The organism is Alteribacillus bidgolensis (assembly GCF_002886255.1).
In the GTDB taxonomy this organism is placed as follows: Bacteria; Bacillota; Bacilli; order Bacillales; family Marinococcaceae; genus Alteribacillus; species Alteribacillus bidgolensis.
The window spans coordinates 1,101,129-1,117,514 of the sequence record NZ_KZ614149.1 but is presented as its reverse complement, the minus strand read 5'-3'; the positions used below and the strand labels follow the sequence as shown (position 1 = coordinate 1,117,514).

Here is a 16,386-nt window from a genome sequence, read left to right as displayed (position 1 = left end):
ATTTTTATACTTTTTATTTTTATACTTTAAGAATGTTTAACTTTATTAAAGGATCAAAGTATAAGTAAAACTAAGGCTTCCGCCATTTGGACTTGGCGGTAAGCCAAGTTTTTCTAAATAAGTACATTGTACAGCTGGTTAACTATTTAAGAAAACGAGGACATCTGTCATTAAAGCTTGGAGATAAATTCAATTTTTCGAAGACACTCAGAATACTCTTATGTCCTGCAGGATCGTGCTATAATAATAGATATTCGATGAACGAGCTTAAGAGGAGATACATATGTACCAAATGAGTGATAGCTGGAAAGAGTGGATCAGACTGTTGTTTTTTGCAGTGACAATAGCCATTGTTGCACGTACTTTTTTAATTGCCCCTATTATTGTAGATGGAGAATCGATGGCTCCAACTTTGGCTGACGATGACCGCATGATCATTAATAAAACAAGCTACTGGTTTTCAGACCCAGAAAGATTTGATGTAATAGTATTTCACGCCTCAGAAGAGAAAGACTATATTAAACGAGTGATCGGTGTGCCTGGAGACACTCTATATTACGATAATGATTCGTTATATATAAACGATAAAAAAATACCAGAACCATATTTACAATCATTAAAAGAAACAAACGATGACAAACCAGTTACTTTTGATTTCACTTTAGTAGATGCTACAGGTATGAGCACTATTCCGGAAGGGCATGTATTTGTACTTGGAGATAACCGCAGGCACAGCTTCGATTCAAGAAGTATCGGGCTTGTGGAAACGGAAGATATCGTGGGAGAAGCAGAGATAACCTTTTGGCCCGTCTCTCATCTTAACTGGCTGCGTAATTAGAAAGGAAGTGAACAGATGAGTATACAATGGTTTCCCGGACATATGGCAAAAGCTAAACGAGAAGTAACCGAACAATTAAAGAAAGTAGATATGGTAATAGAACTGGCTGATGCAAGAATACCCCATTCTTCTAGGAATCCTATGCTTGATTCTATTTTGCAGGGAAAACCGCGTCTATTAGTTCTGACAAAAAGTGATATGGCTGATCCTGCTATGACAAACGAATGGCTTCAAACATTTCAACGAGAAGGGATGGAAGCCCTTTCTATCAATGCATTGAAAAACCAAGGAGCAAAACCGATTATTGAAAAATCAAAAAAGCTGACCGCTCCTATCTTTGAAAAAATGGCGAGAAAAGGCATTCGGCCGCGCGCGATCCGAGCGATGATTGTAGGTATTCCTAATGTAGGAAAATCAACAGTTATTAACCGGCTTGTAGGAAAAAAGAGCGCAAAAACCGGAGATAAACCAGGCGTTACAAAAGCACAGCAATGGCTGAAAGTCGGACGTGACATGGAACTGTTGGATACTCCTGGGATTCTTTGGCCTAAATTTGAAGATCAGCTGATTGGATACCGTCTCGCAGCTACTGGAGCGATTAAAGATGAACTTCTTGATTTTGAAGATATCGCATTGTTTGTGCTTAACATTTTTAAAGAAAGGTATCCTGTCGCATTAAAAGACAGATATAACTTAGAGGACCCTCTTCCAGAAGACGGAGTGGAGTTGTTTGATGTCATAGGGAAGAAAAGGGGCTGCTTGCAAGCAGGCGGATACGTAGACTATGAGAAAGCAGCAGAAATTATTTTAAGAGATCTGCGAAATGAAAAGCTCGGAAAAATTACGCTTGAAACTCCTGCAGACAGAGAGCAAATACAAGACGAATAAATAATAATACTGTTAAAAAGGCAAAACATACCGATATTTATTAATGGGGAAGATCACATGGAACAAAAAAAGAAAACTATTTCAGAGATAAAACAAATATTAGCATGCAGCAATGTAGAAGACAAATGGCTGGAAAAGCTGCGCAAAGACGAAAGAAAAGGTGTGCAGCAGCTGATAGCTCAGTATGAAAAAAAGCTTGCTTATAATAAAAAATTAGAAGAAGAGTATGCAACCCTTCTTCGTAACGAAAAAGAATGGCAGGCGTTGGGGTATCGTTATATTGCTGGAGTAGACGAAGTAGGAAGAGGCCCGCTTGCCGGACCGGTCACAGCAGGAGCTGCAATCTTACCAGATAATGCTTTATTTCCAGGTCTGACCGACTCCAAAAAACTAAGTGAAGAAAAAAGAGAATACTATTATAACCTTCTAAAAGAACAGGTAATTGCTTATCATGTTGTTCATATTCCTGCTGAAAAAATTGATTCCATCAATATTTACCAGGCTTCTAAAGAAGCAATGAAACAAGCCGTTGCTGGCTTAAGTATAAAAGCAGATGCATTGTTTATTGATGCGATGTCGCTGCCCCTTCCTTTGAAACAATTATCATTGACTAAAGGGGACGCAAAAAGTGCATCTATAGCAGCTGCCTCGGTGCTTGCTAAAGTCGAAAGAGACCGTTATATGAAAGAAAAGGCCAACTCTTATCCAGAGTACGGATTTGAGAAACATATGGGCTACGGAACAAAACATCATCTTGAAGCCCTTCGAACTTATGGACCCACTCCAGAACACCGTAAAAGTTTCTCGCCGGTTAAAGCATGTTTATCCTAACACAGGCTTTTATTCGTTTCTCTGCTTAAAGCAGTCTCTTTCAGCTTCATTCGTTTTACATCACAAAACGATATACTACATACAACAAAAAGCGGGAGGTGTGCTCCCTTATGAGAAGACCAGAAATATTGTCATCTGCTTCGATGTCTCACACACAAAATATTCGCGGAAAAACGCTCCCATTAAAAAAAGGCCAAATGTTTGAAGGGAAAGTATTAAAGTTGTTTCCCAACCAAACAGCAGCTCTCCGCTTAGGATCCATGAATGTTACTGCTCGTCTAGAAGCAGCTTTAAGCGCAGGAGAACGTTATTTATTTCAAGTGAAACAAAACGAAGGGATCCCTCGTTTGCAAGTGCTGGATACAAAATATTCCTCTTTTAGAAATTCGTCTGGTTCAATAGAAACAGCAAACGTGCTGCAAGCGTTAGGTCTTTCAGATAATAAACAAAGCCAAACCATGCTTCGTATGCTGCTTGCAGAACAAATTTCTTTTTCCAAAGAAATGATTGAAGAAGGGGGTAAAATCCTTAAGAATGCGAACGCATTGAACCAAGAAGGCATTCGAATACTGGCTGTGATGAGTCAAAAGCAATTTCCGTTGACACAGCAAACGTTTCAAGCTCTTTATCAAGTAAAAAACGGCGCCCCTATTTCTTCTCAAATGCAAGAACTCTCTTCTCTGCTTGATGGGATGAGTGAAAAAACAGCTGATCCTTCAGCAATACAAGCAGCAGCCACACTTCAAAAACAACTTACTAGAACAATGGAAATAGCCTCTATGAAAGGTACGATGAATGGTGAAAGCGGACACAAACTTGTACAGCAGCTTTTGCAGTTATCTGCTACTTCTCAAGCACCTGTTATAGTAAAAGGTGGAGCAGCTGCATTATTGCAAAAAATAGGCCTTGTGCCCGAATCAACTGGATCAATATCTTGGCTCGAATCTTTTAAAAATACGATTCTTTACTCCTCTAACCGTACTGTTATCCAACAGTTGTGACCGGGTATAACAAAAGGAGAGAGAACCCCTCTAAGCAGCATGGAACCTAAAGAGCTTTTTCAAGCATTAATGAATCGACTGTCCTTTCAAGAGGGAGAGAGCGGCCGTCAGCAAATGAATCAGCTCCTGTCATTGTTTCAGCAGGCAGAAGGGCGATCAAGACGTGTAGAACTAACGTCAGGGCAGCTATCAAGAGCCATTCAAGGCATGCAGGAGATACCTCTGTCATCGCAAGAAAAACAAGCTTTAACGGTCATATTACAAGGTTCATTTTCCAACGAATCAGCCGGTGCTCAAGTGATGTCTTCTGTAGCAGTACAGCTGTCAAAATTGCTGATACAGCTTGGCTTCCAGCATGAATCAGACCTTAGTCTTACTACTGCACAGTCTGAAAAAAATGAGTTAACAAAAGACCAATTAAAACAATCTTTGCTGCAGCATATTCCTCAACTTCCAGCTTCAGCGAGAGAAAGCGCTGAATCATTGCTGTTCAGACTAACGGGTCAACAGCTTCTGGCACAAGACCAGCATGGGCCGATACAACAAGCTGTATTACAGTTTCCTTTAGTGCTAGGAGACTATCACACTGATTTAACAGTACAATGGGAAGGCAGAAAACTAGAAGACGGACAGCTTCATCCCGACCACTGCCGAATTTTGTTTTATTTAGAAATGGAACGGCTTGGGGAAACGATAGCTGATGTCCAAATTCAGAATCGTTTTGTAACGGTCAACATTTTTAACGATAACGAAAAACCAATATTGTTAATGGAACTGCTGCAGCCTTTTTTAAAAGAAAGATTAAACGAACACCAATATATGCTGAGCTCTGTTAATTGGAAAAGGCTGCAAGAAAACGCTTCTAATAAACAAAGAAACGCTTATCAGCCATACACACAATCTAGAGGAGTGGATGTGCGGATATGAAAAACAAAAAAGATGCACAAAAATCGGCCGTTGCTTTAGGGTATCAACCTCAATCTGATGCTGCACCTATGGTGAAAGCAAAAGGGAATGGATATATTGCCAGTGAAATAATAAAAAAAGCAAAAGAAAATAATATAGCTGTTCAAGAAGATCCATCGCTCGTAGAACTTTTGTCTCAACTAGAAATGAATAAAACAATTCCGCCTGACCTTTATGAAGTGGCCGCAGAAGTGTTCGCGTTTTTATATAGAATTGATCAAAATACGCATGAAAAGGAGTAAACAGGATAACCTAACATTAGAAAAACTTGGCTTACCGCCAAGTCCTTATGGCGGAAGCCTTAGTTTACCTTATACTTTAATCCTTTAGTAAAGTTAAACTTTCTTAAAGTATTAGAAAAACTTGGCTTACCGCCAAGTCCTTATGGCAATATACTTTGATCCTTTAGCTAAGTAAAACTTTCCTAAAGTATAAAAAAAGGAGTATCCTATGAAAGAACAAAGAAAACCAGTGGTAAAGCGGGCTCGAAACGGTCAATACATGGAAGAAGCAGGCCACGAATTAGGATTTTTTCGAAATATGGCAGAAATAAAAGCCCTTGCATCTATAGGAAAATGGTGGAAAAAAGACAATGGCAATAATGAAAATGAAAAAAATTGTTAAATAACAATTTTAAAATGACAAATTTCCCTGGTACTAATTTACCGGGGGATTTTGCATTTTTACGAGTAAATAATAAAAAGATTTTCATAAATTTTTTGACGAATTGTTGAATTTATCGGATTTTTTTTATACGATAATTGATGTGTGCGAAACAATGGCCGCAACACAAGCCAATGATTCCACCCGATCCTTGCACGCAGGTTTACTGCATGGTATTCGTATCGAATCGTTAGGAGGATGGAGAGAACATGAATATTCATGAGTATCAAGGAAAAGAGCTCCTCAGAAAGTACGGTGTCTCCGTACCAAATGGAAAAGTAGCCTTTTCTGTTGAGGAAGCTGTCGAAGCTGCAAAAGAACTAGGATCTGACGTTAATGTCGTAAAAGCTCAGATCCACGCTGGAGGCCGCGGAAAAGCAGGCGGTGTAAAGGTTGCCAAGAACCTTGATGAAGTACGTACATATGCTGATGAGATTCTTGGTAAAACGCTTGTCACGCATCAAACAGGACCTGAAGGCAAAGAAGTAAAGCGTTTACTTATTGAGGAAGGCTGCGATATTAAAAAAGAGTACTATGTCGGCCTTGTTCTTGACCGTGCTACTTCTAGAGTCGTAATGATGGCTTCAGAAGAAGGCGGAACTGAAATTGAAGAAGTAGCTGAAAAAACGCCGGAAAAGATCTTTAAGGAATTTATTGATCCGGCTGTTGGCATGCAAGGCTATCAAGCACGCCGTCTTGCATTTAATATCAATATCCCAAAAGAGCTTGTCGGACAAGCAGTTAAATTTATGCTTGGGCTTTACAAAGTTTTCACAGAAAAAGACTGCTCCATTGCAGAAATTAATCCGCTCGTTACGACAGGGGACGGTAATGTAATGGCGCTTGATGCCAAGTTGAATTTTGATTCAAACGCATTGTACCGTCAAAAAGATGTTTTAGAATTTAGAGATCTTGATGAAGAAGATCCAAAAGAAATTGAAGCTTCGAAGTTTGATTTGAGCTATATCGCTCTTGACGGCAACATCGGCTGTATGGTTAATGGAGCCGGTTTGGCGATGGCAACGATGGATATTATTAAACACTACAAGGGCGACCCAGCCAACTTCTTAGATGTAGGTGGCGGCGCTACGGCAGAAAAAGTAACAGAAGCGTTTAAAATTATTCTTTCCGATGAGCACGTAAAAGGCATTTACGTTAATATCTTCGGAGGAATTATGAAGTGTGATGTCATCGCGGAAGGCGTCGTAGAAGCGACAAAGCAAATCGGCCTTAAAATTCCGCTTGTTGTGCGCCTCGAAGGTACGAACGTAGGACGAGGAAAAGAAATTTTGGAACAGTCCGGACTTAACATTACAGCTGCTGATTCTATGGCAGACGGGGCACAAAAAATTGTATCTCTAGTGAAATAGAAAGGCGGGACGAAGACTAATGAGCATCTTTATTAATAAAGATACAAAGGTGATTGTACAGGGGATCACCGGTTCTACTGGTTTATTCCATACCCAGCAGGCCGTCGAGTACGGCACGCAGATTGTCGGCGGTGTAACGCCTGGTAAAGGCGGAACAGAGGTAGAAGGCATTCCTGTATTTGACACATTAACAGACGCAGTGAAAGAAACAGGTGCGAATGCCTCCGTTATCTATGTGCCGCCTGCATTTGCCGCTGATGCTATTATGGAAGCGGTAGACGCAGAAATGGACCTTGCTATTTGTATCACAGAAGGTATTCCTGTTATTGATATGTTAAAAGTGAAACGCTTTATGGAAGGCAAGAAAACTCGTCTTGTTGGGCCAAACTGCCCAGGCGTTATAACACCAGAAGAATGCAAAATCGGTATTATGCCTGGTTACATTCATAAAAAAGGCCACGTAGGTGTGGTTTCACGTTCTGGTACACTCACCTATGAAGCAGTACATCAGCTTTCCACAGCTGGGATTGGCCAGTCTACAGCTGTAGGTATTGGCGGTGATCCGGTGAATGGAACAGACTTCATTGACGTGCTGCAAGCATTTAATGATGATGATGATACAGAAGCTGTAATTATGATTGGTGAAATCGGCGGTACAGCAGAAGAAGAAGCTGCTGAATGGATTAAAGCCAACATGAAAAAGCCAGTAGTCGGCTTTATTGGCGGACGTACTGCACCTCCAGGAAAACGTATGGGCCACGCTGGTGCGATTATTTCCGGAGGTAAAGGAACAGCGGACGAAAAAATCTCAACGCTTGAAAAATGCGGAGTAAGTGTAGCAGACACACCTGCAGAAATTGGGGAAACCCTTATTTCTTCTTTAAAAGACAATGGCATCTATGAAAAATGCAAAACCCACGATCCGCAATAACATATCCATAGGAATAAGGCAGGAAGGACAGGCTTCAAAAAAGCCTGTCCTTCCTTAAAAAAATGGAGGGATGGTATACGTTTACTTTCACTGAAAAATTGCTGCATCTTCACGAGGCCCCCTGTATTCATTGGAAGAGAATACTTGCTTTTTATCAAGCCGATCCTGCTTTTGAACTTCCCTATCAAATGAATCCTTCCGATCTTTCCTCTTTTTTACGTATTTCTCCTGCTCAAGCATCTCTCACTTACCATTACTTACACTCCTGCTCTCCAAATGAAAAACTTACAATGTATCAAGATAAGGGCATTCATATTCTCACTTCTTTTGACAAATGCTTTCCGGAAAGATTGAATTATATGTATGATCCCCCATGGATCCTTTATGCAAAAGGAGATCTTCGTTTACTCCATTCCCCTTTAAGTTTAGCTGTAGTTGGAACGAGAACACCTACAGAATATGGTAAAAACGCTCTGCATCATCTTCTGCCAGAACTGATAAAAAGCGGAGTAACAATTGTCAGCGGTCTTGCGAAAGGAACAGATGCATTTTCTCACAATATCGCAATAAATAAAGGTGGAAAAACCATTGCTGTGCTCGGTTCTGGATTTGAGCATATTTATCCCCGACATCATTCCCGTATTGCATCCGTCATTGCAGAAAAGCATTTATTGCTTAGTGAATATCCTCCATCAATCCCTCCAAGAAAATGGCAATTCCCCATGCGAAACCGTCTTATCAGCGCATTATCAGATATAACATTTATTTCAGAAGCGGGGGAGAGAAGCGGTTCTCTGATTACTGCATATCAAGCCTTAGAACAAGGAAAAGATGTGAGAGTGCTGCCTGGATCTATATTTTCTCCAAGTCCAAAGGTACCAATCAATTACTAGCAGAAGGAGCTGCTCCTGTCTTGAGCAGCAAAGATTTATGGTATGAGCGATGGGTGTGAAAAATAGGCTTCATTTTTCCTGAAATATGCGCATAAAAGAGAAACATAGACATTTTGGGTAGACACGGCACATAAACTGTGAAAAAATGATTGTGATTTGTTTCCCAAAAACGATGCGATTTGGACTTTTAGCGGAGAAAAAGAAATGAAGTATAAAAATCAGGCGGTTTGTTATTTTAATATTATGATGTATACAATTTGACAAAGTACCTTAAACTGAATGATAATATGTAGAATTCTAAGAATAAAAAAGGGGGAGGAAACAAGAGATATGGCAGATTATTTAGTAATCGTTGAATCTCCCGCTAAAGCAAAAACGATCGGTAAGTATCTTGGGAAGAAGTATACTGTCAAAGCTTCCATGGGTCACGTTCGGGATTTGCCGAAAAGTCAAATGGGAGTAGATACAGAGCATAATTATGACCTTAAATATATAACGATTCGAGGTAAAGGTCCTGTCTTAAAAGAGTTAAAAGCAGCTGCGAAAAAAGTAAAGAAAATTTACCTCGCAGCCGACCCTGATAGAGAAGGAGAAGCTATTGCCTGGCATTTAGCATACAGCCTTGGAATTGATGAGCATTCAAAATGCAGGGTCGTTTTTAACGAAATTACGAAAAGTGCCATTAAAGACGCTTTTAAAGACCCTAGACCTATTAATATGGATTTAGTTGATGCGCAGCAGGCACGACGCGTTTTAGACCGGCTTGTAGGGTATAATATCAGCCCGTTATTATGGAAAAAAGTCAAAAAAGGTCTCAGTGCCGGGCGTGTTCAATCGATTGCGGTAAAGATGATTATAGACCGTGAAAAAGAAATTAAAAACTTTGTGCCAGAAGAATACTGGAGTATTGAGGGCACTTTTACACGAGGAAAAGATCAATTTGAAGCCAAATTTTATGGAATCGACGGAAAAAAGAAAGACCTTCGTTCTAAAGAAGAAGTAGATGAGGTCCTATCTCGTTTAAAAGGCAGCGATTTTACGATACAAAAAGTTACTAAAAAAGAACGGAAACGAAACCCTGTCCAGCCGTTCACCACGTCTTCCCTGCAGCAGGAAGCTGCCCGGAAATTAAACTTTCGAGCGAAAAAAACGATGATGATTGCCCAGCAGCTATATGAAGGGATTGATATTGGCAAGGAAGGAACGGTCGGTTTAATTACCTATATGAGAACCGATTCCACTCGTATTTCTAATACTGCAAAAGAAGGCGCAAAGGCTTACATTGAAGAAAAATATGGCAGTGAATATACGAGAAAAGGCAAAAGAGAAACAAAAAACAGCAATAATGCACAGGACGCTCATGAAGCAATTCGACCAACTACAGTAGAAAAAGACCCAAAGACCATTAAACAATATTTAAGTCGTGATCAATACAGGCTTTATAAACTTATTTGGGAACGTCTCGTTGCAAGTGAAATGGCACCTGCCATCATGGATACGATGTCTGTAGATTTGGAAAACGGCGGAGTAACCTTTCGTGCAAACGGATCCAAACTAAAGTTTCCAGGTTTTATGAAGGTATATATCGAAGGCAGAGATGATGGCAAACAAGAACAGGATAAATTTCTTCCTGATTTGAAGGAAGAGGAAACGGTCAACAAAGAAGAGTTAAATGAAAACCAGCATTTTACTCAGCCGCCTCCACGCTATACAGAAGCACGTCTAGTAAAAACAATGGAAGAAATGGGGATTGGCCGGCCTTCTACTTATGCGCCGACACTCGATACAATTCAGCGCAGAAATTATGTAGCGTTAGAAGATAAACGGTTTGTTCCTACTGAACTCGGTGAAATAGTGCTTGAGCTAATCGTTGAATTTTTCCCGGAAATATTAGACGTAGAATTTACGGCAAAAATGGAAAATGACCTTGACTATATTGAAGAAGGACGTCAGAATTGGATTCAGATCATTGATGAGTTTTATCATGGATTTGAAAAACGGCTGAAAGTTGCCGAAGAAGAAATGAAAGAAGTTGAGATTCGTGATGAACCCGCCGGTGAGGATTGTGAAAAATGCGGACATCCTATGGTGTATAAAATGGGCCGGTATGGTAAATTTATGGCCTGTTCTAATTTTCCAGACTGCCGCAATACAAAGGCTATTGTTAAAGAAATCGGGGTAAAATGTCCAAAATGTAAAGAAGGAAATATTGTCGAGAGAAAAAGCAAAAAGCAGCGAAAGTTTTTTGGCTGCGACCGCTATCCGGAATGCGACTTTGTTTCCTGGGACAAACCAATAGCAAGACCTTGCCCAAAATGCGAATCTTTGTTAGTTGAAAAGAAAACGAAAAAAGGCGTAACCGTTCAATGCAGCGAATGTGATTATAAAGAAGAACCAAATTAACAATATAAAAACGGAAAGATCCCCTTTTAAAAAAGGGGGTTTTCCTATGTCTCGCTGTTAAGACCTTAAGAGGAGCCGGTCAGCAGAATATCACCACAATGCTATAATGATTTGGCAGTTTGCTAAGTTTTGCTTAGGTATGAACCAAAAAGGAGAGAATGTACGTATGGGTATAGATAAACAGAAAGTAAATGTTATAGGAGCAGGACTAGCTGGTAGTGAAGCTGCCTGGCAGCTTGCAAAAAGAGGAGTGCAAGTAAACCTTTATGAAATGAGGCCAAACAAACAGACACCAGCACATCATACTGATAAATTTGCTGAGCTTGTATGCAGCAATTCGTTAAGAGGGAACAGTTTAACCAATGCGGTTGGAGTTCTAAAAGAAGAAATGCGTATACTTGATTCCGTTATTATCCGAGCTGCTGATGAGTGTTCTGTTCCTGCTGGAGGGGCGCTTGCAGTAGACCGTCACGAATTTGCAGCCAATGTAACGGAACGTGTAAAAGGTCATGAAAATGTTAATGTTTACCAAGAAGAAATCAACGAAATTCCAGAAGGACTGACCATCATTGCAACTGGCCCCCTCACAACAGAAGGGCTGTCCAAAAACATTAAAGCATTAAGCGGCGAAGATTATCTTTATTTTTATGATGCAGCAGCACCGATAATAGAAACCGACAGCATCGATATGAATAGAGCCTATGTAAAATCCCGTTATGATAAAGGGGAGGCTGCTTATATTAACTGTCCGATGACCGAAGAAGAATTTAATCGGTTTTATGAGGCATTAACGACAGCAGAAACCGTGCCGTTAAAGGAATTTGAGAAAGAAATCTTTTTTGAAGGGTGTATGCCTGTTGAAGTAATGGCGGCAAGAGGAAAAAAAACGTTGTTGTTTGGCCCGATGAAACCAGTTGGGCTTGAGCATCCTGAAACAGGAGAAAGGCCTTATGCTGTTGTTCAACTTCGGCAGGATAACCAGGCTGGCACCCTCTATAATATAGTCGGTTTTCAAACGCACTTAAAATGGGGGCCTCAAAAAGAGGTGGTTCGAATGATACCTGGGTTGGAAAACGCAGAGATTGTAAGATATGGGGTTATGCACCGGAATACGTTTATCAATTCGCCTAATCTTCTCCATCCGACATATCAGTTCAAAAAAAGAGAGGATTTGTTTTTTGCTGGACAGATTACAGGAGTAGAAGGGTATGTGGAGTCTGCAGCGGCAGGGCTGATTGCTGGAAGAAATGCTGCTCTTTTAAATGAAGATAAAAGCCCTGAGGTGCTTCCTGAGGATGCAGTGATTGGAGCACTTGCCCAGTATATAACCACAGCAAATCCAAATAACTTTCAACCTATGAATGCTAATTTTGGCTTGCTGCCGCCTCTTTCAAAAAAAATCAAAAATAAAAAAGAACGAAATGAACAATTAGCAGAACGAGCACTTGGGTCCATTCAGAATTTTATGAAAAAATAATCAATTCCCTTGCCTGCTATGAACGACTATGATAAAATTTAATAGCTTTTGTGTAAAGGGTGAGTAAATGGCTGAAAAAATGTTTTCGTATTACTTAAACGGTTTTAAAAAATTCCTTCAAGTGGAGAAAAGTGTCTCTGATTTAACTTTGAAGGCATACGAAAGAGATTTAACAGATTTCCATGAGTTTTTACACACAGAGGGATTAACAAGTCCGATTGAGGCAGATGCACGCATTGCCCGGGTTTATTTCAGCCATTTATATAACAAAAAATACGATCGGGCCACCGTAGCAAGAAAAATATCTGCTCTTCGCACGTTTTACAAGTTTTTAAAAAGAGAAGGCTATGTAGAAAACAATGCTTTTTTGTCCTCTAGTTTGCCGAAAAAAGAGAGGAAACTGCCGCGTTTTTTGTACGAAGATGAATTGACCAAATTGTTTCATTCCTTTGATATAACGAAAGATCTCGATCAACGAGATCTAGCTATTTTTGAGCTCTTTTATGCTACTGGGATACGCGTTAGTGAATGCTGCCGCGTTCGAGTAGATGATGTAGATGAAGATTTAGCCACATTACTTGTAAAAGGAAAAGGAAGAAAAGAACGCTTCGTGATAGTCGGCAGCTTTGCTCTAGAAGCAATAGCTTATTATAAAAAACATGCTAGAAAAAGACTTTCACAAAAGAATAAAGGAGAACCGGCCGAAGCGTTGTTTTTGAATAATAACGGCGCTCCTCTAACGGAAAGAGGAGTTTGTTATGTAGTAAATAAGAGGGTGAAAGCTGTATCACAAACGCTTAATATTTCTCCGCATGATCTGCGGCATACGTTTGCCACCCATCTGTTAAACAACGGGGCGGATATGCGGACCGTACAGGATTTACTAGGTCATGAACATTTATCAACCACCCAAATATATACTCATGTAACGAAAGACCGTTTAAAAAGTGTGTATGAAAGTGCCCATCCTCGGGCACGTAAGAAAGGTTGATGACAATTGGATATGTCCTTTCACGCAACAACAATATTTGCGGTACGACATAACGGCAAAGGAGCAATGGCAGGCGATGGTCAGGTCACGTTTGGGCAGGCGGTTGTTATGAAGCACACAGCAAAAAAGGTCAGAAAAATTTATAACAATCAAGTGCTAGCTGGATTTGCTGGTTCAGTAGCAGATGCCTTTACATTGTTTGATATGTTCGAAGGGAAACTCGAACAATGGAATGGCAATTTACAAAGAGCAGCGGTTGAACTTGCAAAAGAGTGGCGAAGTGATAAAATGCTGCGCAGACTAGAAGCAATGCTGGTCGTTATGGATAAGAACAGCTTACTATTAGTGGCTGGTACAGGGGAAGTAATTGAACCGGATGACGGGATTATTGCGATTGGCTCCGGAGGAAATTATGCACTTGCTGCTGGCAGAGCGCTTAAACAGCATGCCGCCCACTTAGAAGCAAAAGAAATAGCAGAAGCTTCGTTAAAAACTGCGGGCGATATTTGTGTATACACAAATGATCAGCTCGTTGTGGAAGAGCTTTCGGAATAACGTTAAAAATTTTTTTGAAAAGAAAGGGGATTGCAACTAAATGGAAACCCCGCTTACGCCGAAACAAATAGTAGAGAAACTTGATCAATATATCATTGGCCAAAAGGAAGCAAAAAGGTCTGTAGCTGTCGCACTTCGTAATCGGTACCGCAGGAGTAAATTAAGCGAAAACCTAAGAGAGGAAATCACTCCTAAAAATATTTTAATGATAGGGCCCACTGGAGTCGGAAAAACAGAGATTGCAAGACGTCTCGCAAAATTAACTGGGGCTCCATTTACAAAGGTGGAAGCAACAAAGTTTACAGAAGTCGGATATGTAGGCCGCGATGTGGAGTCTATGGTGCGCGATTTAGTTGATACATCCGTTCGCCTTGTAAAAGAGGAAAAAATGCAGGAAGTCCAAAAAGAAGCTGAAACAGAAGCAAACAAAAAACTTGTTAAGCTGCTCGTTCCGGAAAGGAAGAAACAGCAAAATTATAAAAACCCATTTGAAATGATTTTTCAGCAGCAAAATAACGATGAAGAAGATCAGCCACAAGAAGACCAGAATCTTGCTCAAAAACGCAGGCAGATGGAACATCAGCTCGCCCTCGGAGAGCTTGAGGACCATATGGTGACTATTGAAGTGGAAGAACAAGCTGCTAATATGATGGATATGTTCCAGGGTTCTGGAATGGAACAAATGGGGATGAATATGCAGGAAATGCTGGGCAGTATGATGCCTAAAAAGAAGAAAAAGCGGAGACTGCCAGTGAAAGATGCAAGAAAAATTCTCACTGAACAAGAAGCCCAAAAATTAATAGACATGGACGAAGTGGGACAACTGGCTGTTTCAAAAGCCGAGCAGCTGGGTATTATTTTTATAGATGAGATTGATAAAGTGACCGGCAAACAGCAGCAAAGCAGTGCAGATGTTTCTAGAGAAGGGGTACAGCGTGATATTCTTCCGATTGTGGAAGGCTCTACCATTACTACAAAACACGGTCCTGTAAAAACAGATCACATTTTATTTATCGCCGCTGGAGCGTTTCACATGTCTAAACCTTCTGATTTAATTCCAGAACTGCAAGGCAGGTTTCCGATAAGAGTTGAGCTGAATAGTCTCGGTCCTGCAGACTTTAAGAAGATTTTAAGAGAGCCAGACCAGGCTTTATTGAAACAATATCAAGCTTTATTGCAAACTGAAGGTATAAATGTGGAATTTTCTGACGATGCTGTGCATAAAATCGCAGAAATTGCTGAAGATGTCAATCAGCATACTGAAAATATAGGGGCTAGAAGGCTTCACACATTGTTAGAACGACTGCTTGAAGATCTTTCATTTGAAGCACCCGATATTACGATGGAAAAAATAACGATTACTCCAGAATATGTGGAAGAAAAATTAGCAACCATTGCAAAAAATCGTGACATGAGTCGATATATTTTATAAGGAAAACAGGAGGAGACATTAAAATGGATTTATTATCAAAAAGCCGAAAAATCAATGACATGCTTCAAAAAACTGCTGGGGATCATGTGAACTTCAAAGATATGGCAGAAACACTGCGGGATATAATCACGGCAAATGTATTTGTCGTCAGCCGCCGTGGGAAGTTATTAGGTTATGCCATCAAACAAGAAATTGAAAATGATCGAATGAAAAAAATGCTTGAAGAAAGACAATTTCCTGAAGAATACACATCGGGTTTATTTAAGATTGAAGAGACTTCACCTAACCTAGGAATTGAAAGTGAATACACTGCTTTCCCTGTCGAAAGCAAAGAACTGTTCAGTTCCGGGCTTACAACCGTTGTACCGATCATCGGCGGCGGGCAGCGTCTTGGGACACTCGTCCTTGCCAGGTTAAATGATTCATTTGATAACGATGACCTCATTCTAGCCGAATATGGTGCTACGGTTGTCGGTATGGAAATTCTACATGAAAAAACACAAGAAATTGAAGAGGAAGCAAGAAGCAAAGCAGTTGTTCAAATGGCTATCAGCTCGCTGTCTTACAGTGAACTAGAAGCGGTAGAACATATATTTGAAGAGCTAGAAGGAAACGAAGGTCTGCTGGTAGCTAGTAAAATCGCTGACCGCGTCGGCATTACTAGATCCGTTATCGTAAACGCCCTAAGAAAGTTAGAAAGTGCAGGAGTAATTGAATCTCGTTCACTAGGTATGAAAGGAACATACATTAAAGTACTTAATAATAAATTCCTGTATGAACTTGAAAAAGTAAAAACGTAAAAACTAAAGTGTTGAAGAACAGGGAAAGATAAATTCTTTCTCTGTTTTTTTGTGTGCCTGGCATGCGTACACGCTTTAAGGTTCAAGTCCTGAACGGCGAAGGTCGTAGTAGCCGTTAGCTGAAGGCAAGGGTGTCCATTGCGAAATGGAATCTGAAGGAAGCTGGAGGCAAATCTCCGACCCGAGGAACACGAATCTCATACAAGGCCGAGGCTGTAAAACAAGCCGAATTCCTTACGATCAAAGGGAAGGGCTGTAAATGAGGCGGGTACATGGAGAGGAAGTTTGTGCGCTTAACCGGGGAGGTCTGATCGAAATATGCCGTACACTTACGGTAACCGGCTTCA

16 protein-coding genes are annotated in these 16,386 nt (G+C 40.4%); all 16 read left to right on the top strand.

What is annotated here, in order from left to right:
* Positions 1-283 precede the first annotated feature (283 nt).
* The 16 genes from lepB to codY all read left to right on the top strand — a co-directional run bounded on the left by lepB (position 284) and on the right by codY (position 16,039).
* The gene (gene lepB, locus CEF16_RS05735) at positions 284-838 is read left to right on the top strand and encodes a signal peptidase I (RefSeq protein WP_091583018.1); all 555 of its coding nucleotides are present in this window, start codon (positions 284-286) and stop codon (positions 836-838) included.
* Between the two features lie 15 nt (positions 839-853).
* Positions 854-1,726: a ribosome biogenesis GTPase YlqF gene (gene ylqF / locus CEF16_RS05730; RefSeq protein WP_091583021.1), complete on the top strand. Its 873-nt coding sequence runs from the start codon at positions 854-856 to the stop codon at positions 1,724-1,726.
* A 57-nt stretch (positions 1,727-1,783) separates the two neighbouring features.
* On the top strand, positions 1,784-2,557 hold the full coding sequence (locus tag CEF16_RS05725; protein ID WP_091583024.1) for a ribonuclease HII: 774 nt from the start codon (positions 1,784-1,786) through the stop codon (positions 2,555-2,557).
* A gap of 110 nt (positions 2,558-2,667) precedes the next feature.
* Positions 2,668-3,558 (top strand): hypothetical protein, encoded by an 891-nt coding sequence (locus CEF16_RS05720; RefSeq protein ID WP_091583027.1) that lies wholly within the window; start codon positions 2,668-2,670, stop codon positions 3,556-3,558.
* A 39-nt stretch (positions 3,559-3,597) separates the two neighbouring features.
* Positions 3,598-4,485: a hypothetical protein gene (locus tag CEF16_RS05715; RefSeq protein WP_091583029.1), complete on the top strand. Its 888-nt coding sequence runs from the start codon at positions 3,598-3,600 to the stop codon at positions 4,483-4,485.
* Positions 4,482-4,766 carry an EscU/YscU/HrcU family type III secretion system export apparatus switch protein gene (locus CEF16_RS05710; protein ID WP_091583032.1) on the top strand — a complete coding sequence of 95 codons (285 nt, stop codon included), beginning with the start codon at positions 4,482-4,484 and terminating at the stop codon, positions 4,764-4,766. The genes CEF16_RS05715 and CEF16_RS05710 overlap by 4 nt, the downstream gene beginning before the upstream one ends.
* Positions 4,767-4,974: 208 nt before the next feature.
* Entirely contained in the window at positions 4,975-5,148 is a 174-nt protein-coding gene (locus CEF16_RS23600; RefSeq protein WP_170031626.1) for a hypothetical protein, read from the top strand.
* 248 nt (positions 5,149-5,396) lie between these two features.
* Positions 5,397-6,557 (top strand): ADP-forming succinate--CoA ligase subunit beta, encoded by a 1,161-nt coding sequence (gene sucC, locus CEF16_RS05705; protein ID WP_091583035.1) that lies wholly within the window; start codon positions 5,397-5,399, stop codon positions 6,555-6,557.
* 19 nt (positions 6,558-6,576) lie between these two features.
* Positions 6,577-7,488: a succinate--CoA ligase subunit alpha gene (sucD, locus tag CEF16_RS05700; protein WP_091583037.1), complete on the top strand. Its 912-nt coding sequence runs from the start codon at positions 6,577-6,579 to the stop codon at positions 7,486-7,488.
* Between the two features lie 62 nt (positions 7,489-7,550).
* Positions 7,551-8,381, top strand: a complete 831-nt coding sequence (dprA, locus tag CEF16_RS05695) for a DNA-processing protein DprA (protein ID WP_091583040.1) — start codon at positions 7,551-7,553, stop codon at positions 8,379-8,381.
* Positions 8,382-8,711: 330 nt separating this feature from the next.
* Positions 8,712-10,784, top strand: coding sequence for a type I DNA topoisomerase (gene topA, locus CEF16_RS05690; RefSeq protein ID WP_091583041.1), 2,073 nt, complete (start codon positions 8,712-8,714; stop codon positions 10,782-10,784).
* A gap of 172 nt (positions 10,785-10,956) precedes the next feature.
* Entirely contained in the window at positions 10,957-12,261 is a 1,305-nt protein-coding gene (trmFO, locus tag CEF16_RS05685) for an FADH(2)-oxidizing methylenetetrahydrofolate--tRNA-(uracil(54)-C(5))-methyltransferase TrmFO (protein WP_367888731.1), read from the top strand.
* Positions 12,262-12,328: 67 nt separating this feature from the next.
* Positions 12,329-13,252 (top strand): tyrosine recombinase XerC, encoded by a 924-nt coding sequence (gene xerC, locus CEF16_RS05680; RefSeq protein WP_245917771.1) that lies wholly within the window; start codon positions 12,329-12,331, stop codon positions 13,250-13,252.
* Between the two features lie 12 nt (positions 13,253-13,264).
* Positions 13,265-13,807, top strand: a complete 543-nt coding sequence (hslV, locus tag CEF16_RS05675) for an ATP-dependent protease subunit HslV (protein ID WP_091583232.1) — start codon at positions 13,265-13,267, stop codon at positions 13,805-13,807.
* 40 nt (positions 13,808-13,847) lie between these two features.
* Positions 13,848-15,239, top strand: coding sequence for an ATP-dependent protease ATPase subunit HslU (gene hslU / locus CEF16_RS05670; RefSeq protein ID WP_091583046.1), 1,392 nt, complete (start codon positions 13,848-13,850; stop codon positions 15,237-15,239).
* Positions 15,240-15,262: 23 nt separating this feature from the next.
* Positions 15,263-16,039, top strand: a complete 777-nt coding sequence (gene codY / locus CEF16_RS05665) for a GTP-sensing pleiotropic transcriptional regulator CodY (RefSeq protein ID WP_091583049.1) — start codon at positions 15,263-15,265, stop codon at positions 16,037-16,039.
* Positions 16,040-16,386: the final 347 nt, after the last annotated feature.